The 18,915-nt window shown below is 47.7% G+C and carries 15 protein-coding genes and 1 tRNA gene; 4 read left to right on the top strand and 12 right to left on the bottom strand.

From position 1 onward, the window contains the following. Positions 1 to 4: 4 nt before the first annotated feature. The 6 genes from WHS43_02130 to acs all read right to left on the bottom strand — a co-directional run bounded on the left by WHS43_02130 (position 5) and on the right by acs (position 7,907). Positions 5 to 451 carry a hypothetical protein gene (locus WHS43_02130; protein MEJ5338434.1) on the bottom strand — a complete coding sequence of 149 codons (447 nt, stop codon included), beginning with the start codon at positions 449 to 451 and terminating at the stop codon, positions 5 to 7. After that, on the bottom strand, positions 429 to 1,538 hold the full coding sequence (locus WHS43_02125) for a glycosyltransferase (GenBank protein MEJ5338433.1): 1,110 nt from the start codon (positions 1,536 to 1,538) through the stop codon (positions 429 to 431). The genes WHS43_02130 and WHS43_02125 overlap by 23 nt, the downstream gene beginning before the upstream one ends. Beyond that, positions 1,525 to 3,771, bottom strand: coding sequence for a glycosyltransferase (locus tag WHS43_02120; GenBank protein MEJ5338432.1), 2,247 nt, complete (start codon positions 3,769 to 3,771; stop codon positions 1,525 to 1,527). Before WHS43_02120 ends, WHS43_02125 begins: the two co-directional genes overlap by 14 nt. Next, entirely contained in the window at positions 3,698 to 4,444 is a 747-nt protein-coding gene (locus WHS43_02115) for a DUF2334 domain-containing protein (GenBank protein ID MEJ5338431.1), read from the bottom strand. The genes WHS43_02120 and WHS43_02115 overlap by 74 nt, the downstream gene beginning before the upstream one ends. Before the next feature lie 85 nt (positions 4,445 to 4,529). After that, positions 4,530 to 5,897 carry a phosphomethylpyrimidine synthase ThiC gene (thiC, locus tag WHS43_02110; GenBank protein ID MEJ5338430.1) on the bottom strand — a complete coding sequence of 456 codons (1,368 nt, stop codon included), beginning with the start codon at positions 5,895 to 5,897 and terminating at the stop codon, positions 4,530 to 4,532. 117 nt (positions 5,898 to 6,014) lie between these two features. After that, positions 6,015 to 7,907, bottom strand: a complete 1,893-nt coding sequence (acs, locus tag WHS43_02105) for an acetate--CoA ligase (GenBank protein MEJ5338429.1) — start codon at positions 7,905 to 7,907, stop codon at positions 6,015 to 6,017. A gap of 238 nt (positions 7,908 to 8,145) precedes the next feature. Between acs and WHS43_02100 the strand changes: the two genes are divergently transcribed. The 4 genes from WHS43_02100 (at position 8,146) to WHS43_02085 (ending at position 13,105) form a co-directional block, all read left to right on the top strand. Further along, positions 8,146 to 8,403 (top strand): DUF4212 domain-containing protein, encoded by a 258-nt coding sequence (locus tag WHS43_02100; protein MEJ5338428.1) that lies wholly within the window; start codon positions 8,146 to 8,148, stop codon positions 8,401 to 8,403. A gap of 1 nt (position 8,404) precedes the next feature. Continuing rightward, complete coding sequence (locus WHS43_02095) at positions 8,405 to 10,405, top strand: VC_2705 family sodium/solute symporter (GenBank protein ID MEJ5338427.1); 2,001 nt, start codon at positions 8,405 to 8,407, stop codon at positions 10,403 to 10,405. 226 nt (positions 10,406 to 10,631) lie between these two features. Beyond that, the gene (locus tag WHS43_02090) at positions 10,632 to 12,485 is read left to right on the top strand and encodes a putative nucleotidyltransferase substrate binding domain-containing protein (protein ID MEJ5338426.1); all 1,854 of its coding nucleotides are present in this window, start codon (positions 10,632 to 10,634) and stop codon (positions 12,483 to 12,485) included. Next, positions 12,482 to 13,105 (top strand): 3'-5' exonuclease, encoded by a 624-nt coding sequence (locus WHS43_02085; protein MEJ5338425.1) that lies wholly within the window; start codon positions 12,482 to 12,484, stop codon positions 13,103 to 13,105. Before WHS43_02090 ends, WHS43_02085 begins: the two co-directional genes overlap by 4 nt. Before the next feature lies 1 nt (position 13,106). Here WHS43_02085 and WHS43_02080 read toward each other — a convergent pair. The 6 genes from WHS43_02080 to hemN form a co-directional block, all read right to left on the bottom strand. Next, positions 13,107 to 13,180: transfer RNA gene (locus WHS43_02080), tRNA-Met, on the bottom strand. A gap of 22 nt (positions 13,181 to 13,202) precedes the next feature. After that, on the bottom strand, positions 13,203 to 14,267 hold the full coding sequence (locus WHS43_02075; GenBank protein MEJ5338424.1) for a Xaa-Pro peptidase family protein: 1,065 nt from the start codon (positions 14,265 to 14,267) through the stop codon (positions 13,203 to 13,205). After that, the gene (locus tag WHS43_02070; protein MEJ5338423.1) at positions 14,264 to 15,373 is read right to left on the bottom strand and encodes an RNA polymerase subunit sigma-54; all 1,110 of its coding nucleotides are present in this window, start codon (positions 15,371 to 15,373) and stop codon (positions 14,264 to 14,266) included. Before WHS43_02070 ends, WHS43_02075 begins: the two co-directional genes overlap by 4 nt. Beyond that, positions 15,370 to 16,617 carry a hemolysin family protein gene (locus WHS43_02065; GenBank protein MEJ5338422.1) on the bottom strand — a complete coding sequence of 416 codons (1,248 nt, stop codon included), beginning with the start codon at positions 16,615 to 16,617 and terminating at the stop codon, positions 15,370 to 15,372. The genes WHS43_02070 and WHS43_02065 overlap by 4 nt, the downstream gene beginning before the upstream one ends. Then, positions 16,586 to 17,497 (bottom strand): ABC transporter ATP-binding protein, encoded by a 912-nt coding sequence (locus tag WHS43_02060; protein ID MEJ5338421.1) that lies wholly within the window; start codon positions 17,495 to 17,497, stop codon positions 16,586 to 16,588. Before WHS43_02060 ends, WHS43_02065 begins: the two co-directional genes overlap by 32 nt. Next, positions 17,494 to 18,864 (bottom strand): oxygen-independent coproporphyrinogen III oxidase, encoded by a 1,371-nt coding sequence (gene hemN / locus WHS43_02055; GenBank protein ID MEJ5338420.1) that lies wholly within the window; start codon positions 18,862 to 18,864, stop codon positions 17,494 to 17,496. Before hemN ends, WHS43_02060 begins: the two co-directional genes overlap by 4 nt. Positions 18,865 to 18,915: the final 51 nt, after the last annotated feature.

Below are 18,915 nucleotides of genomic sequence, written 5' to 3'. Positions count from 1 at the left end.
ATTGTTAAGATTCTGTTAAGGGTTTTTGTATTTCCTGCCTTGTCTCTGAAGAGGGGGAAAATTTGACTACCACTATCCTCAGAAGAGCCAGAATGAACATTATGATACCTATCGATATGGACATATGAATATCAAGCTTTCCTGAGTATACCGTTATGATAAGCTCTCTGAGCATGAAGGATATGGAGGCATCCACAAGGAAAGTAAGTTTTACCCTGTGATACTCAAATATGCCGAGCACTGCCCTGAATATTTCATAAAGAATGACGAGTTCAAGAATCCTTATTGTGAGTTTCTTGACAAGATTTTCAAAGCTGAGCTCCATGGAGAAGATTTCCACAAGAAGCAGAAAAAGCCCGAGGAATATAACACCGTATGTGAGAACTCTTATGCTGTAGTAGAGCACAAGTGAGGGGTTGACTATCTGGCTATACCTGAGCAAGGACTCCACGGTAAACCCCGAGAAGCCTGTCAAAGGTGGATTCCCATGAAAAGTGCCTCTGAACATAGGAGCTTAGCCTTTCTCTGTTGGAAAGGCTTAAGGCATTGCATGCATGAATTATTGCGTCGTAAAAGGCTTCCAGGGTCGGCTCTCTCACAAGAAACTCTTTGAAGGGCTGGGTTTCAAGACCCATATCAAAGGCAACCAGAAGACAGCCACATGCCTGAGCCTCAAGGAAGGCAAGTCCATAGGTTTCACCGCAGGATGTGCTCACAAAAACATCACAGCTCGCATATACCCTGGCAAGTTCCTCCTCCCTGTGAAGGTATCCCAAGTAAGTGAGGTTAGGAAGCTTCTGGGTGAGTTTTTCCACCTTTTTTCTTGCAGGACCATCCCCCGCCACAACAAGGTGGAAAAGTGTAGGGTCAAGGTGCTGGAAAACTTCAAGAAGAAGGTCTACGTTTTTGTCCGGTGAAAGCCTCCCAGAGTATAGTAGTTTAAACTTGCCCGCACCTATGCCCAGAGCTCTGTCAAAGTATGGGTCTCTCTTTGACGGGTTGAACACATCCGTGTCCACTCCAAGGTTTACCGTAACCACATTTTCAAGCCCCGAAGCCTTAAGAAACTCTTCCTGCACTCTTGAGGGTGTAATTATCATATCTGCCCTGGAGAGCTTCTTCTTTATGGTATGTTCCAGAAGGGCTTTTCTGAGCCTTTCCGGAGCAGGGAGCAGGGACAGGTCAGTCCTTATGTCAGAGTGATAGAAAACGCTCAGCAGGTATCTTTCAGACTTGAGATGGTTTACTGGCTGGTAGGTTCCGCCCAGCTCCACCACATCAGGCTCCTCCCTCTGCAGTATCTCCCTTATCTCTGAGAAAGAGGAGAAGAACCTGTAACCTCCAGTGAGGGGGAGGGGGAAGGAGGGAAGTTCGTAAACTCTCGTAGCATTTATGCAGTATGTTCTTCTCTCCCTGCCGGGAACTATGAGCACATGCTCCACACCCCTTTGCTGCAGATATTTTGTTTTTTCAAGCAGATACCTCCTTATGCCTCCGCTCCTGCTGTGAAAATAAGGTGTTATATCAACAAGCTTCATGGACAAGCCTCCCGAGACCTGCTATGGCTAACATGTAATCTATGTAGGTTTTTCTCATGTCAAGGCTTTTTGCATAGTAGAGGGCTTCCTGCGACATGTTTCTTCTCATTTCTTCTTTGGATATGAGAAGGGAGAGCTTTTCCACGAATTCTTCTGTCCTTGTGGCTATAAAACCGTTCACTCCTTCCTGCACATGCTCGTGAGAAGCACCTCTTGAGCTAACTATTACTGGAAGTCCGCTTGCCATCGCTTCCAGAACCACCTGTCCATAGGTCTCCGTCTCAGAGGGGAAGAGAAAGACATGAGAGCTTGCGTAGGCTTTTGCAAGCTCTTCCCCCACCATATAGCCCACCAGGTGCATGTTTTTTGGCTTTTTGTTTTCGAGCTCCTTCCTGTAGGGACCATCTCCCACCACCACAAAAACATCCTCAGGGAAGCATCTTGCTGCGTAAAGGAATTTGTCCAGACCCTTTTCCTTTGAGACTCTTCCTACATAGAGGATAACTTTCTGATGCCTTTTGACTCCAAGCCTTTCGGTCCAGAAGTCGTCGCTTTTCTTGTCAGGGGAGAATAACTCAGTATCAACGCCACGCCTGAAGGTGCTTATCTTGCCGTAGTTTAGCCCCCTGCTTACAAAAATCTTTCTGTAGTGTTCTGAGGGAACAAAGAACCTGTCGGATATGTTGCCGAGGAAAAGGAAGGCTTTCCAGAGCATTTCTTCCAACTCTGAGTCTCCTGTGTAGGTTTTTGCGTAAGATGGTATGTCCGTATGGAAGGCAAAGGTTACTCTTAGACCAAGAAGCTTACCCAGAAGAAGGCCCATAAGACCCAGAGGTCCGGGTGTGGCTATGTGAACCTGAGTAAAGCCCTCCCTCTCAAGAAAGTCCATGAACTCTATGAGGTTGGGCACTCCCATCCTTAACTCTTCATAGAAGGGCGTGGGCAGTTCAAAAAGGGGCTGGAGGTTTACCAGGTTCTCCTCCTCCATAACCTGCGAGCTGGATATAACCACAGTAAAGGGCAGTTCTTCTTCAAGAGCTATCTCTCTTATTAGCTTATTGCTTCTTGCAACGCCGTTTATGTGGTGGTATGTATCTGTAAGGTAGGCAACCTTTGGTGTTTTTCCGTTGACTATTCCAAACTCCTTTCCAAGAGCCTTTATCTTCTGCTCTTCTTTTCTCTGGGCGTATTTTAAAAAGGCGGGGAAGCCATGAGCCATGAGGGACAGGCACAGCTCCCCGATGGTTTGCGGTGAGGGGCTTTTCAAAAATCTCTCTAAGGTAAAAGAGGGCAGCTTTTTTGCTATCTCCCTCAGGAGGTCCACCCTTTCTGCCTTTATACTTAAAAAATTCCTCAGAAGCATACCTACCACTGGATTGTCTGAATGCATAAAAAGGTAGTCGGTAATAGGCTTTACTTCAGAGGGTATATGGTTTTTGCTCCTCAGAAAGTCATAACCAACTCTACACACCATATTTAGAAGCCTCTTATCGCCAAGTTCTTCTGTGCCCACCTGCGTTCTACCCTCCCATAGGCCTTTCAGGAAATCTTCTCTGGTGGTTGCCCCCTCAACCCCTGTCCATGTTCTGCCCACATCCATACCACCGTGGTCGTCAGAGCCTGCGGTAAAGGCTATTCTTTCTCTTGTCCTCTGAGGTTCAATTCTGTGCCTTTCGGCCAGATAGTGTATTCTGTCCCATCCATCGTAAGCACGGGCTATGGTCTCCTCTATGTATCTGACTCCGTCACCCCTTGTTCCGTTTATCACCTCCCAGTTATCAAAGAGAAGCACAAGCTTTTCCACAAGACTCCTGCTCACCCTTGTGCCCTGAACAGAGTAGAGGGGATGGGCAAGTGAATGGGCTATTCTATAAGACTTGAGATAAGGGACAAAGTCGTAGATGTTTTCTCTGAGCCTGAGAAGGTCCTGATGCTGTGATTCTGTAATGCCATACACCAGCACGTGCACCTTACCCCTTTCTTCAGGTATCTCCACCGTATATTCGCAACTTATGAAAACCTCGGGCATGTGAGCTATCTCAAGAACTCCGCTTACGGTATTGTGGTCCGTTATGGTTACAAAGCTCATGCCTCTCTCTTTTAGCCTTCTGTATATCTCAAGAGGCTCTGTAAAGCTCTCTGGGCATCCTACGAGCCTGCTAAACCAGCCCCCCGGCAGGTTGGAGGCCTTTGAGTGAAGGTGAAGGTCCGCCTTTGCCAAGTATTTCCCCATAGCTGGTTAACCTCCTGCTGTTTTTTATCCTGCAGAGTATATCCCTCCACAGTCTTACCTTTCTTTCATCTCTAAAATCTGCCATATGGAGTGCAAGCCTGAGAAGGTCATGATTGCTGTAAATCTTTTCAATGTTTGGGACAACCTTCAGGCTGAGCCAGGAAAAAAGGTGCCTGTTGCTGAAGGTGAGGACCGGGGACCTTATGGCCCTTTCTGCCTTCAGGTCTTTTATGTGCCAGCGGTAAGCCACACCCATAAAGCCAAGAGAATAGAGCACGTCCTCAAGATATGGGTTTCCTATCCAAGCGGGCGGAACGAAAAACCTTGTCTTTAGCCCAAAGTGTTCCATAAGTTCCAGGCCTGCATGAACCCTCTCATAGGTTTCTGACAGTCCCAGCCCTCCAAACTCTCCCTCCCCGTCCGTCCAGAGCATGTGCTGAAGCCTCTTTCTGCCCCTGTGCGTATAGCCATGAAGCAAAAGCTCTGCATCAAGACCTTTGAGAAGGCTTAAAAAGCCCATATCCCCTCCCAGAGGTGCACATTCCCAGAAGTAGGGCACCACCAGGAGGGAAAATCTATGCAATCCCACCTCCTCCAGAAGCTCAAGAGAGGCTAAAAACTCAGCCCTGTAGTAGGGGCTCACATCGTGCAGTTCCACTATGGCGAGCTTCATGGGTAAAAGGATAGGGCAGAAAGGTTAAGATTTCTTTAAGGTTTGGTTAAGATTTGGTTAAGAGGGGGCAAAGCCCCCAGGGATTTTATGGAGCGAGCCAGTTTTCAAGCTGCAGAGCTTCTTCCATCTTGGAGGAGACGTTCTGGGATATCTTGTAGGCGCAGAACTCTGGTCCGCACATGGAGCAGAACTTGGCAGTCTTGTAGCCCTCCTGAGGAAGGGTCTCGTCGTGGTAGGCTCTTGCGGTATCTGGGTCAAGGGCGAGCTCAAACTGCCTGTTCCAGTCAAAGGCAAAGCGAGCCTTTGACATCTCAAGGTCCCACTCCCTTGCACCGGGCCAGTTTTTGGCAACGTCTGCGGCATGAGCGGCAATCTTGTAGGCTATGACCCCTTGTTTCACATCCTCAAGGTTTGGAAGCCCAAGGTGCTCTTTGGGAGTCACGTAGCAGAGCATGGCTGCGCCATACCAGCCTGCCATGGCGGCGCCTATCGCTGACGCAATGTGGTCGTATCCTGGTGCCACGTCTATCACCAGAGGCCCCAGCACATAAAAGGGTGCCTCGTGGCAGACTTTCTGCTGAATCTTCATGTTGAACTCTATTTGGTCCATGGGCACATGTCCTGGACCTTCCACCATAACCTGCACATCGTGTCTCCACGCTCTTTCGGTGAGCTCCCCGAGGACTTTAAGCTCAGAAAGCTGAGCCTCGTCGCTGGCATCTGCAATGGCACCTGGTCTGAGACCATCTCCCAGTGAGAAGCTCACATCGTATTTCTTGAATATCTCACATATTTTGTCAAAGTGCTCGTAGAGGGGGTTCTGCTTTCCGTGCTCCACCATCCACTGGGCCATAATGGCACCACCGCGAGAGACTATGCCCATAACCCTGTGCTGAACGAGGGGCAGAAACTCCCTCAGCACCCCTGCGTGTATGGTCATGTAGGAGACTCCTTGCTGAGCCTGTTCTTCTATAACGTCCAGTATGAGGTCCACCGTCATGTTCTTCACATTGCCCTTTGCCCTTCTCAGGGCTTCGTATATGGGGACAGTTCCTACCGGAACGGTGCTTACACCTATTATGGCCTCCCTTGTTTCCCTTATGGCTTCACCGGTGGAGAGGTCCATTATGGTGTCTGCACCGTATTTTATGGCAACCTTTGCCTTTTCAATCTCTGTGGGTATGTCGCTGGCAAGCCCGGAGTTGCCTATGTTGGCGTTTACCTTTACCTTTGAATTTATACCAATACACATGGGCTCAAGGTGAAGGTGGTTTATGTTGGCAGGTATTATCATCCTGCCCCTGGCAACCTCCTGACGGACAAACTCAGGATGAAGCCCTTCTCTCTTTGCCACATAACGCATTTCTTCTGTTATGATGCCCTGACGGGCAAGGTGCATCTGGGTTTTATTCTTATAGCTTTTTCTGCTCTCTATCCACTCCGCTCTGAGCATGAGATACCTCCTTATAAGATTGGTGTTAAAAAGATATTCCAGAAAAGGACTATTTCAATATGAGATTTTGCAGGGTCAGGGTTGTTTTTGGATGGAAGGGGGCAAAGCCCCCAGTTTTCAGTCCTCCAGCGTTGAGACGTCCCCCACTGGAAGCCCGAGTTCCTGAGCCTTGAGAACCCTCCTCATGATTTTCCCGCTCCTCGTCTTTGGCAGCTTTTCCACAAACTCTATCTCGTCAGGAACTGCTATGGCGCCCAGAATCTGCCTCACGTGCTGTTTTATTTCCTCTTTTAGGTGGTCTGAAGGCTCCACGCCCTTTTTCAGAATGACAAAGGCCTTTATGGACTCACCCTTTATCTCATGCGGCTTTCCTATTACTGCAGCCTCTGCCACAGAGGGGTGGTCCACGAGGGCACTTTCTACTTCCATAGTTCCTATCCTGTGTCCCGCCACGTTGAGAACATCATCCGCACGACCCAGTATCATCACATAACCCTCTTCATCATAAGTGGCAAGGTCTCCTGCCAGATAGTAGCCGGGTATGGTGTTCCAGTATTTCTCATACCTCTCTGGCTCTCCCCAGCAGGTTCTCAGCATGGAGGGCCATGGGGTCTTTATTACAAGGTTTCCGACTGTGTTCGGAGGGAGCTCATTACCCTGGCTGTCCACCACGGCCACTTCTATGCCAAAGTAGGGCTTTCCAGCCTTTCCGGGCTTTGCAGGATATGAGGGTATGGTGGTTATCATGTGCATTCCAGTCTCGGTCTGCCACCAGGTGTCCACTATGGCACAGTTTTCCCTGCCTATGTGCTTGTAATACCAGTGCCACGCCTCTGGGTTTATGGGTTCTCCCACAGAGCCAAGAATTCTCAGAGAGGAAAGGTCATACTTTGCCGGCCACTGCTCTCCGTATCTCATAAACATCCTTATGGCGGTGGGAGCCGTGTAGAAGATGTTCACTCTGTATTTTTCCACATAGCTCCACCACCTTCCCGGGTCAGGGTAGTCGGGTGCACCCTCTGTAATAACAGACGTAGCTCCGCATGCAAGAGGACCGTAGACTATGTAGCTGTGTCCTGTTATCCAGCCTATGTCTGCAGTGCACCAGTAAATGTCATCGTAATGAAGGTCAAAGGTAATCTTGGTGGTGAAGTAGGTTCCCACCATGTAGCCACCCGTTGTGTGAAGGACACCCTTGGGCTTTCCTGTAGTTCCAGAGGTGTAGAGAATAAAGAGGGGGTCCTCTGCGTCCATCTGCACGGGCTCACAATCGGGTGCGCCGTTTTTGACAAGCTCATCAAAGCTGACAAAGAGACCACCAGAGCCGTTAAGCACATCTCCATCCCTGTCCCACACTACAACCCTGTCCACGAACCCAAGACCGTCTATTGCCCTCTGGACGGTGGCAAAGAGGTCTATCTTTTTGCCTCTTCTTTTCGTGTAGCTTGCGGTCAGGACCACCTTTGCCTTGGCATCCTCAATCCTGAGCCTGAGAGCCCCCTCACTGAAGCCAGCAAAGACCACACTGTGTATGGCCCCAATTCTGGCGCAGGCAAGCATGCAGGCTATGGCCTCTATGGTGTTGGGCATGTAGATGGAGACCCTGTCTCCCTTTTTAACCCCAAGAGACTTTAGACCATTCGCTATGCGGTTCACAAGCTCAAGGAGTTCACCGTATGTAATCTTCTTTTCTCTGCCGTCCTCGTCCACGAAGATGTATGCCACCTTGTTTCTCTTTCCATTCTGCACATGTCTGTCAAGACAGTTGTAGGTTATGTTGGTCTTCCCGCCTACGAACCACTTGGCATAGGGGTAGTTCCACTCAAGGACCCTGTCCCACTTTTTGAACCAGTGGAGTTCTTCAGCCATCTTTGCCCAGAAGCCTTCCCTGTCCCTGATAGATTCCTGATAGAGGCCTTCGTAGTCTTTTACCCATGCCTTCTCAACCACATGGGCTGGTGGGCTGTATTTCTCCTCTACCTTCAGGTGAACCTCTTCTCTTACTTCCATGTTAAAACCTCCTCGGCTGATTTGTTTAAAAAAGTATAACCCAGATTGTATTACGGAAAACATGGATTTAAAACCTGCACTTGTAGTTTAAATTATTTATCAATCCGGTCAAAATCTTACGACTTTTATCATATGTTTTTGAAAAAGAGACATAAATATATGCTAAAAACACCATACTCTTGACACAAAATAAAAAACTTGTAAAATAAATCACAAACTTTTGGAAGGAGGTAAAACCATGCTGTCAAAAGAGCAGCTGGAAAGCTACTGGCGGGAGAATCGAAACCTTATGATTCTGGTTCTCCTCATATGGGCTCTTGTCTCTTACGGTGCTGCCCTGATATCGGGCTGGCTCAACAAGGTGGTTATCTTTGGCTTTCCACTGGGCTATTACATGGGTTCTCAGGGTGCACTCATCGTTTTTCTTCTTCTTATCATTTTTTATGCAAAAAGCATGGATAAGGTGGACAGAAAATACGGAGTAGAGGAGGAGTAAGATGGTGGACAGGAGCTTTGCAGAGAGGTTGAGAAAAGTCTACGCCATTTATACGGGCGGTCTTATAGCTCTCCTTATTCTCCTCTACATAGGAGAAAAGACCCTTGGACTTTCTCCTACCTTCATAGGTTATGTGTTCCTTTTTGGAACCATAGCGGTCTATGCGGCCATCGGAATCATATCAAGAACGGGACAGGTGGCCGAATACTACGTAGCAGGAAGGAGGGTTCCTGCGATCTTTAACGGAATGGCAACGGCGGCCGACTGGATGTCCGCAGCATCCTTTATAGGCATGGCCGGTGCTCTTGCCCTTCAGGGTTATAACGGACTTGCCTTCATAATGGGATGGACGGGTGGTTATGTGCTCCTCGGGGTTCTCATCGCACCTTATTTGAGAAAGTTCGGTGCCTACACCATACCAGACTTTCTTGATGCCAGATATGGTGGGAAGTTTCCAAGGTTTGTAGGGATAGTGGCAACCCTAATAGTGTCCTTTACATACCTTGTGGCTCAGATAACGGGCGTGGGTATAATAGCCAGCAGGCTTCTTGGACTTCCCTTTGAAGTAGGCGTCTTTGTGGGTCTTGCGGGCATACTGGTATGTTCTTTCCTGGGAGGTATGAAGGCGGTAACCTGGACGCAGGTTGCTCAGTATATAGTGCTCATAATCGCATACCTTATACCCGTTACAGTGCTCTCTTACAAATACACGGGCAATCCCATATCTCAGGTCTCTTACGGCTTTGCCCTTCAGGGCATAGAGCAGAGGTTTGCACAGCTCAAGGATGACCCAAAAGAGCAGGAAGTAAGGGATATACACAAAAAGAGGGCAGAAGACCTAAAGGCAAAGATAGCGGCACTGCCTCAGAGCTGGGAGCAGGGTAAAAAGGAGCTTGAGGAAAAGCTGAAAGCCATGCCGGCGGATGACCCCAAGAGGGCTGAAGTAGAGAAACAGCTCAAAGAATACCCCAAGTCCCCAGAGGAAGCAAAGGAAAAGTGGACCGATGCCATGAAAAAGGCTCAGGAAGCCTCCAAGCCTCCCAAATCCTATGTGGCACCCCCCTCTGACGCCAAGGGCATGGCAAACTTCCTCGCACTCACCCTTATGCTCATGCTTGGAACCGCAGGACTTCCCCACGTCATAATGAGGTTCTACACTACACCCACCGTGAGGGAGGCGAGAACATCTGCAGGATGGGCGCTCTTTTTCATACTTCTTCTCTATATAACCGCACCTGCCTATGCAGCCTTTGGTAGGTATGAGATGCTAAACCTTGTGGGCAAAGCCTTCAGTGAGCTTCCAGACTGGGTACAAAAGTGGGCAAAGGTAAACCTTATAAGCATAAAGGACCTAAACGGCGATGGTATTGTGCAGTTTGCGGAGATCTCCATACATCCCGATATGATAGTGCTTGCAACGCCAGAGATAGCTGGGCTTCCTTACGTGATAGCGGGCTTTGTGGCAGCTGGTGGTTTGGCCGCAGCCCTATCCACAGCGGACGGCCTTCTCATAACCATCTCCAACGCCATATCCCACGACCTGTATTACAAGATCATCAATCCTAACCTCTCTCCTTCCACAAGGGTGAAAATTGGAAAGGCTTTGCTTCTTGTTGTGGCTTTGATAGGTGCTTATGTGGCAAGCTTTAGGCTTGCCATAATAGTGGAGCTTGTGGCTTGGGCTTTCTCTTTGGCTGGTGCCTCCTTGTTCCCCGCCTTGGTGCTTGGCATATGGGACAAGAGGATGAACAAGCAAGGAGCTGTAGCCGGCATAATAGTGGGGCTTGGCGTTACTATGATTTACCTCTATCTTAGCCGTTTCCAAGGTGTGGAGCTTTTTGGCATAAAGCCCATAGCCGCAGGCATATTTGGTATGCCCCTTAACTTCATAGTGGCCCTTATAGTCTCAAGGCTAACACCCCCACCACCTCAACAGGTTCAGGAGTTTGTGGACCACATACGTTATCCAAAGGGTGCAGTAAAGGCTGGCGAAGAGGAATGATAGAGCAGGTGTTAAACTACAGCCTTGCCTTTTATATGTGGCTCGTCCTCGGGCGGGCCGCCCTTTCCTTTTTTACCACAGACAGAAGAAACTTCTTTTATAACATGCTCTATGTGCCAACAGAGCCTATATACAAACTATATAGGTCCTTTTTGCCTTGCTGTCATACGCTTGCGATAGTTCTGACTCTATTTATTCTCAGGTATGCGGTCGTAAAATTATTCTGATGCTGGATGCGGAGAGATTTCTGTCAGAGGTAGAACCCTTTAATCTTCTGAGTGAAAAGCAAATAAGAACCGTTGCCCACAACCTGCTGGTAGAGTATTTTAGAAAGGGTGAAGTTATCTTTGAGGAGGGCTCAAAACCTCTTGAATTTCTCCACATACTAAGGAGCGGCAGCGTGCTTCTTGAAAGAGAAGGACAGCCAGTGGAATACCTGCATGAGGGGGAAACCTTTGGCTACATATCACTTATGAGCAAATCACCGCCAAGTTCTACTGCAAAGGCTGTAGAAGACAGCGTGGTATTCTTGCTGAATAGAAAACTCTTCAACTCTCTCATGGGGGACCATGAAGGTTTCAGAGAATACTTTACTCAGAAGCTGGCAAAAAGACTACTGACCAGTTCAAAAAAGGCTACTTCCACCGTAGAGAGGCACATGGAGGTGCGACTTGAGGATATAAATCTCAGACCACTGCTGGTGCTTGATGGCTCCCTGACCGTTGAAGATGCGGTAAAGGAAATGGTTGCGAGGGACAGCACCTGTGTCCTGGTAAGGCTGCCTGAGGCTTTTGGTATTCTGACCGAAAGGGATGTGCTCAAAAGGGTTCTGGCTAAGGGACTAAGACCTGAGGAGGTAAAACTCAGGGATGTGGCCACCTTTCCTGTGATTTCTTTAGAGAGCAACAAAACCCTTTATGATGCTATGGTGCTTATGGCAAGGCACGGCATAAGGAAGCTGCTCATAACGAGAGAAAACAAGCCTGTAGGGCTTCTTGAAGACAGGGACATAATAGCCTACGAAAGCAAGAACGCAGTTCTTCTGATAAAGGAGATAGACAAGGCAAAGACGGTAGAAGACCTCAGATACCTTTATGGTCTCGTAAAGGAACAGGTGCTGGAGCTTGTATTTCATGGCACTGACCCTGAAAGACTGGGGGAATACATATCGGAGATAAACGACCGCTTTATGAAAAGGGCAGTTTATGTAGCCCTGAGCAGACTGGGTGAAGAGCCTGTGGTGCCCTTCAGCATAATGGTTCTGGGAAGTGAAGGAAGAAGAGAGCAAAGCCTCAAGACAGACCAGGATAACGCCCTCATTTACCAGGATTATCCTCTTCTTGACTTTGAGCCAAAGGTATACTTTGAAAGATTTTCAAAGGAATACATAAAGGTGCTTCTTGAAATAGGTTTTCCTCCCTGTCCTGGCAACGTTATGGTCTCAAACCCCTTCTGGAGAAGGTCTTCAAAGGAGTGGGAACAGGCTGTGTCAGACTGGATTGAAAAACCAAAGCCAGAAAACATACTTAACATAGCCATTTTCTTTGACTTCAGGAACGTCTTTGGAGACCAGACACTGGTTCAGAAGCTCTGGGAGCATGTAAGAAAGAGCATAGAGAAAAACCCGGGCTTTATTCCCTTTCTTGCCGTGGATGCGGTAAGGTTCAAGCCACCTATAGGCTTTTTCAGGGACTTTGTGGTGGAAAGAAGTGGTGAACACAGGGGAGAAATAGACATAAAAAAGGGTGGCATATTCCCCATAACTCAGGGAGTTAGAGCCCTTGCCCTTGAAAAGGGAATAGCTCAGCAGAACACCTTTGAACGCATAGAAGAGCTGAGTAAGGCAGGAGCAATCTCAGAGGACTATGCAAAAGACCTAAAAGAAGCCTACAGGTTCTTGCTTGCCCTCAGGTTCAGGTCTCAGGCACAGAAGATGAAGGAAGGTAAAGACCCGGACAACTACATAAATCCAGACAGACTTTCAAAGGCCGAAAAAGGAACTCTGAAGGATGTATTCAGAATAATAAAGGAATTTCAGGAGTTCCTGTACGAAAGATACAGCCTGAGGTATTTTGAATGATTAGGTGGCTCATAGATGGACTCTCAGAAAAAATAAGGCGAGAAGAGCTGGGCTGGCATATAGACAAAGAGGCTAAGCCTGAAAACACATGTTTTGCGGTTTTTGATACAGAAACCACTGGTCTTGACCTGAGAAAGGATGAGGCAATAAGCCTTGGTGCTGTGAAGATAGAGAATCTCAAAATTGACCTGAGCAGGAGCTTTTATGCCCTTTTGAAACCCACAAGGGAATATGAGGACTCAATAAGGGTGCATGGCATAACGCCGGATAGCCTGAGCAAGGCAAGGGAAAGGAGAGAAGTGTGTATGGAATTTCTGGAATATGCCAGAGGCTGTGTCCTGGCGGGGTACTTTGTAAATATTGATATGGCCATGCTCAAAAAGCTGGTCAGAGAAGAATGCAAAGCCTCCCTGAAAGTCTATGCCCTTGACCTGCTGGACATGGTGGAACACAGAGGCAAGGTGCCGAGCCTTGAGGAGCTCCTCAGAGAATACAGATTGCCCCTATCAACCCAGCACAATGCCCTTGAAGATGCCTACATGACAGCCCTTGTCCTGCTCAGACTCCTCAAGGAGAAAAGGGACAAAAGACTTAAAGACTTTCCCCTAAGACAGTTTTAACTTGCGGGGGGAGGATTTGAACCTCCGACCTTCGGGTTATGAGCCCGACGAGCTACCAAGCTGCTCCACCCCGCGTAGCAGATGTATAATTATAACTTTACAATTCCACTAAGTCAAGGGAGATTTTTGAAAGGGGTTCTCCCACACCTCTGTTGACTACCACTATGTTTTCAAGTCTGACTCCAAATCTTCCGGGAAGGTATATACCTGGCTCTATGGTGAATACCATACCTTCTTTTATTGTTACATCCTTATCCTTGCCTTTATAGTAAACTCTGGGAAACTCATGTATTTCTACACCCACACCATGACCAAGCGAATGGTTGAAAAACTTACCAAAACCCTTCTTTCTTATGTATTCTCTTGCGACTCTATCAACCTCACCCAGCTTCTTCCCTACCCTTACTTTATCAAGGGCAAAAAGGTGAGCATCTCGCACGATCTGATAAACTCTTCTGAATTCACTGTTTGCCTTTCCCAGGAAAACAGTTCTGGTAAAATCAGTGCAATAGCCTTTCCACACGAGGCCCATATCTATCAGAAGAGGTTCACCGTATTTTATAGACCTCTGAGATGTCTCATAGTGAGGTATGGCTGAGCCTTCTCCGCTCGCTACTATGGCAGGAAAGCTTTCACCACTGGCACCTTCCCTGAAAAACTGCTCCACAAGATAAGACCTGAGCTCAAGCTCAGTCATGCCTTCCTGTATATTCTCAAGAAGCCTTTTATAAACCCTGTCGCTTATCCTCACACCCTCTCTCATGGTGCTCAGCTCCTCCTCATCCTTTATCATCCTCAAATCTTTCAGAAAGCTGGCGATTCCAACCCATGCAAAGCTACCCTTCAGGCTCTTTCTGAATTCACAGCTTACCCTGTCCTCTTCATAGCCAACTCTGAAGACACCAAGCTTTTTCAGAAAGCCCTTTATGACTTTTATGGCATTTTCTCTTATGAGCACCACATCCCAGCCCTTCAGAGCAGACCTGGCCTTTTCATAGTATCTTCCATCAGTAAGAAGATGGTGGGAGTCTCTCGTGACTATTATGTAGGCGTGGCTGGACCTGAAGCCAGACAGATAAAAGACGCTGGGCTGTGAGCTAAAGAGAAAGGCGTCAAGCCTGTATTTTTTGAGGAGCTCCTGAACCCTCTGTATTCTCTTCATGCTTTTCCCTCAAGCATTCTTCTGTATTTGTTTACTGTCCTTCTTGCTATCTTTATGCCCCGCTCTCTGAGGATTTTTGACAATTCTTCATCAGAAAGATGGCTTTTTTCAGACTGCAGAATTTCTTTGAGTGCCCTGAGTATCTCTTCCCTGCTCAGACCTTCCTTCGTTTCCCTGAGGAAAAAGGACCTTAAGGGAAATATGCCCACGGGTGTTCTTGCATATTTTCTGCTTACAACCCTGCTCACCGTTGACAGGCTCACCTCTGCCTTGCCGGCCACCTCGCTCAGGGTAAGACTTTTTAGTGGCTCCTTACCCAGCATGAAGCCTGCCTGCCTTTCCAGAATAAGCTCGCCTGCTGTGCGAAGCACCCTTCTTCTAACCTCCAGTATAAAGGCCAAAGGCTTCAGGCTCCCCGTTGCCTCCACGTCCCAGAAATCCTCCATAAGGAAAACATACCACTGGCTTCCATCATGCTCAAATACTACATCTACGCTACCACCTCTGTATACAGCCTCACCACCCTCAAAGGGACTCAGTTTCAGCCTGGACAGCACCTCCCTTGCTCTTGTATCTTTGCTCCCTCCCCTGAAAACCTGTATAACTTCCCTGTGAAGACTGTCTTCGCCAGGATACAGCTCTTCAAGCTGCAACAGAATAAACTCCTCAAGATTCTTGCTGGCAACTCCCAGAGGCTCTATTTCTCTCATGATGAACTCTCTTATATCCTCCACATAATCAGGGCTCACGCCATAGAACCCGGCTATTTCCTCAATCTTTCCGGAGAAAAAGCCCTTGTGGTTCAAACCAGACAGTATCTCAAGGGCTATCTCAAGGTCAGTGCCGTCAAACTCGTATCGGACCTGCTGCTCAACCCTGCTTATTTCACTCTGGGTAAGAGTGGGCTGGGGCTCCGTGTATTCCCTGTAGAACCATCTTGGCTTTGTTCTGAGGGTGAGCTTTATGTGGGGCAACTCTTCCTGCTTTAACTCCAGCTCCTGCAGAAGCTCCTCTGACGTCTTTAAAAGCAGGTCAAGGCTGTTTTCTATCTTCAGAAGCAGGCTTGTCTTTGGCTGGGTTATGACCCTGATAGCCTTTTCCTTCACGATTTTTCCTCCGCCTTTGCCGTAATAAAAAGGCTCAGTATCCTGTTGCCCTCCATTTTATCCACAACAAACTTGAAACCATCGTGAAAGAACTGGTCTCCTTCCTCAGGCACCTTTGAAAGCCTTGCCATCACAAAACCACCTATTGTATCGTATTCGTAATCTTCTGGAAGGCTAAAGCCTATCCTTCTCGCAGCTGTCTCCACATCAACCCAACCGCTTACTATGTAAGTATCCTTTGAAACCCTGACTATGTCTTCCTCCCAGCTCTCTGGCACATCACCAAAAAGGTATTTCATGATATCGTAGACGCTCACAAGACCGGAGATTTCTCCGTGCTCTCCCACCACCAGGGCGGTCTGCGTTCCCTGACTTCTCATCTCTTTTATCAGGTCTGTTATGCTGAGTATCTCCGGCACAAAGAGAGCATCCCTTTTAAAATCCCCGAGAGGCCTCTTAAGATTTTTAGACAGGGGCACTATGTCTTTAATGTATAGTATTCCCACCATATTATCAGGGCTCTTTGAGAAAAGGGGTATTTTGCTGTGTTTTTTCTGAATTATTTCATCAAGAACCTCCTCCAGGGTAACTTCTTCAGGCAGCATGAATATATCTGGTTTGGGCGTCATTATTTCTTTTACTGTAGTGTCTTTGAGGCTCATCGCTCTTTCCACTGTTTCCACGTCCTTTTTATCAAAATAGCCAAGGGAAACCCCAGTTTCAAGTATTTCCATAAAAATCTCCCCTGCCTCCTTGCTTTTCTCTTCCACATCAAAAAGCCCCGTAAGCCTGCTCACTGGTCCTGTAAAAGCCATACGAACTGGCCGCATCAGTCCGTGGATTAAAACAAAGGGTATGTAATAGAAGGGTGCGAGCCTTGTGGTGAAGGGAAGAACTGTGTTTTTTGGAATCACCTCACCAAACACGAATATGAGCAGGCTCGAAAAGACAACGGCAAATCCTGCACCCTTGGGACCCATGAAATCCACAAAGAGCTTTGTCCCGTAAGAAGAGATAAGTATGTTCACAAGCTCGTTCCCCAGCAGTATGGTAAGCAGGACTTCTCTGGGCTTTGAAAGCAGCCTGAGAAGAGCCCTGTATATTCTCCTCCTTTCCCTCAATTTGAGCAGGTATCTGTTTGCCCCAAAGAAAACAACCTCGGAAGAGCTGAAAAAACCTGACATTAAGAGCAAAGACAGGAATATGAGAATTTCAGTATAGATTGCAGGAGACGATGCGTCCATTCAGGCTTACCTCCTTGACCCCATCCTCACACTCCTTTAACCTGTGCCTGCACTGAGGAAAGAAAGGGCACAGTGCTTCAAAATCATCAGAGGAAAGGTCCTCAGTTTTCTCCCTTCTCTCAGAGGGATGTCTAACAGGCATGGTGCTTATAAGGTATTGCGTATAGGGGTGTAGAGGAGCTTTGAGAACTTCTCTTGAGGGACCAACCTCCATCAGCTTTCCCTTGTAAAGAACACCAACCCTGTCGGATACTGCCTCAACTGCCCTTATGTCGTGGGTTATGAGCAGTGTGCTTATCCCTTCTTCTCTTAGCCTGAGGAAGAGCTCCAGTATGCCTGCCCTGTAGCTCATATCAAGGGATGAAGTGGGCTCATCTGCAACAATTAATCTGGGTTTGAGGACTATTGCCCTTGCTATGGCAACCCTCTGCCTCTGACCCCCGGAGAGCTCCTCAGGCTTTCTATTCATAAAACCCTCCTCAAGCCCTGCCATCCTCAGAGCCTCCAGGACCCTTTCCTTTCTGTCCCTTTCGCCATGCACCAGCAGAGGTTCTTCTACAATGTCTCTGACCTTCATGCGTGGGTTAAGAGAGCTTCTCGGGTCCTGAAATACCACGGATACAAACCTTGTGTATTTCTTACCCATACTAAAGGGGTCCTGACCTTCAAAGAGGACTCTTCCAGAGCTTGGCTTTTCCAACCTTAGGATTATCTTACCTATGGTGCTCTTGCCAGAACCAGATTCTCCCACAAGGGAAAATATCTCCCCTGCCTTCACATAGAAGCTCACCTCTCTCACAGCCCATACAGACCTCCTGGAAAAAAGGCCAGTGGTAAAGGCTTTTGAAACTCTCTCTACGCTAAGAAGCTCACCCCTCATATGGTTCTTGAAAATCTCTGCTCCTTCTTTGCCTTCACATACTGGTCAAAGACCATGGCTATGTTCCTTATGAGAAGTCTGCCCTCTGGCAGAACTTTTATATTTCTGTCTTCTACCTTTAGAAGACCATCTCTCTCCATGTCCTGCAGCTCCTCAAGCTCTGAGGAGAAGTGCTGTTCAAAGTCTATGCCAAAGATGGACTCTATCCTTTCAAAACTGCACTGGAAGTTGCACATAAGGTCCATTATAACCTCACGCCTTATCATATCCTCCTGAGTGAGAAGGCAGCCCCTCATGATGGGAAGTTTTTCAGCATCAAGGGCAAGGTAGTATTCCCTTATGGTCTTGTAATTCTGGAAATAACCCTCGTGAAGCATGCCTATAGAGGTGGCACCTATGCCTATAAGGTCCACACCCTTTTTTGTGGTATAGCCCTGAAAGTTTCTCCAGAGGCTTCCTTCTCTCTGAGCCTGAGCAAGCTCGTCCTCTGGCTTGGCAAAGTGGTCCATACCTATGAAGACATAGCCCGCCCTCTGAAACATATCTATGGTCATCTCCAGTATGGTGAGCTTGTCCTCCGGTGGGGGGAGGGTTGATGGGTCAATTTTCCTCTGAAGAGGCTTGAGCCATGGCACGTAGGCAAAGTTAAAGACTGCAACCCTGTCAGGGTCAAGGGCTATGGTCTGTTCTATGGTTTTTCTGAACTTTTCTGGGGTCTGATAGGGAAGCCCGTATATGAGGTCTATGTTGATGCTCTTGAAGCCAAGGCTTCTGAGGTCTCTCATTACCCTTTCCATGAGTTCGTAAGGCTGTATGCGGTTTATGGCTTTCTGAACATCAGGGTCAAGGTCCTGAAGGCCCATGCTTATGCGGTTAAATCCTACATCTCTCAGAGTCTCCAGCTGACCATGGGAGAGGTATCTGGGGTCTATTTCCACGCTTATTTCTGCATCTACAGATATGTTAAAAACTTCCCTTATCTTTCCAAAAAACTCCCTTATCTCTTCGTTGCTCAGAAAGTTTGGAGTCCCTCCGCCCCAGTGAAGCTGAACTACCGGCCTTGAGGAGTCAAGATAACCCTTAAGCATGTCCATTTCTCTGTAGAGATAATCCAGATACCTTCTGGTCACATCCTTTCTGTGGGATATTATCACGTTGCATCCACAGAACCAGCAGGCGCTTTCACAGAAGGGTATGTGAAAGTAGAGGGACAGAGGTCTTTTAGAAAGATTGCTTTGCAGGAGCATTCTCCTGTAGTCTTCTTCAGTGACTCCCTCGTGAAATTCGGTGGCAGGTGGATAGCTTGTGTATCTTGGACCGGGTCTGTCATACTTCCTTATGAGAGCTTCGTTAAAGATGGTTTTCATAGAAGATAAATATAGTCTGTTTTCAGAAGGGGGCGTAGCCCCCAGAGGAGA

This window comes from Aquificaceae bacterium (assembly GCA_037481935.1).
Lineage (GTDB): Bacteria > Aquificota > Aquificia > Aquificales > Aquificaceae > Pampinifervens.
Note: the sequence above shows the minus strand (reverse complement) of the source record. Positions and strands in the feature narration are given on the sequence as shown.

Bases quoted from the DNA above. Each gene is read 5' to 3' on its own strand.
- WHS43_02075 (MEJ5338424.1), bottom strand. From the start codon at position 14,267: ATGAAGAGAATACAGAGGGTTCAGGAGCTCCTCAAAAAATACAGGCTT.
- WHS43_02065 (MEJ5338422.1), bottom strand. From the start codon at position 16,617: ATGGACGCATCGTCTCCTGCAATCTATACTGAAATTCTCATATTCCTG.
- WHS43_02120 (MEJ5338432.1), bottom strand. From the start codon at position 3,771: ATGGGGAAATACTTGGCAAAGGCGGACCTTCACCTTCACTCAAAGGCC.
- thiC (MEJ5338430.1), bottom strand. From the start codon at position 5,897: ATGCTCAGAGCGGAGTGGATAGAGAGCAGAAAAAGCTATAAGAATAAA.
- WHS43_02095 (MEJ5338427.1), top strand. From the start codon at position 8,405: ATGGTGGACAGGAGCTTTGCAGAGAGGTTGAGAAAAGTCTACGCCATT.
- WHS43_02125 (MEJ5338433.1), bottom strand. From the start codon at position 1,538: ATGAAGCTTGTTGATATAACACCTTATTTTCACAGCAGGAGCGGAGGC.
- hemN (MEJ5338420.1), bottom strand. From the start codon at position 18,864: ATGAAAACCATCTTTAACGAAGCTCTCATAAGGAAGTATGACAGACCC.
- WHS43_02090 (MEJ5338426.1), top strand. From the start codon at position 10,632: ATGCTGGATGCGGAGAGATTTCTGTCAGAGGTAGAACCCTTTAATCTT.
- acs (MEJ5338429.1), bottom strand. From the start codon at position 7,907: ATGGAAGTAAGAGAAGAGGTTCACCTGAAGGTAGAGGAGAAATACAGC.
- WHS43_02085 (MEJ5338425.1), top strand. From the start codon at position 12,482: ATGATTAGGTGGCTCATAGATGGACTCTCAGAAAAAATAAGGCGAGAA.
- WHS43_02060 (MEJ5338421.1), bottom strand. From the start codon at position 17,497: ATGAGGGGTGAGCTTCTTAGCGTAGAGAGAGTTTCAAAAGCCTTTACC.
- WHS43_02115 (MEJ5338431.1), bottom strand. From the start codon at position 4,444: ATGAAGCTCGCCATAGTGGAACTGCACGATGTGAGCCCCTACTACAGG.
- WHS43_02100 (MEJ5338428.1), top strand. From the start codon at position 8,146: ATGCTGTCAAAAGAGCAGCTGGAAAGCTACTGGCGGGAGAATCGAAAC.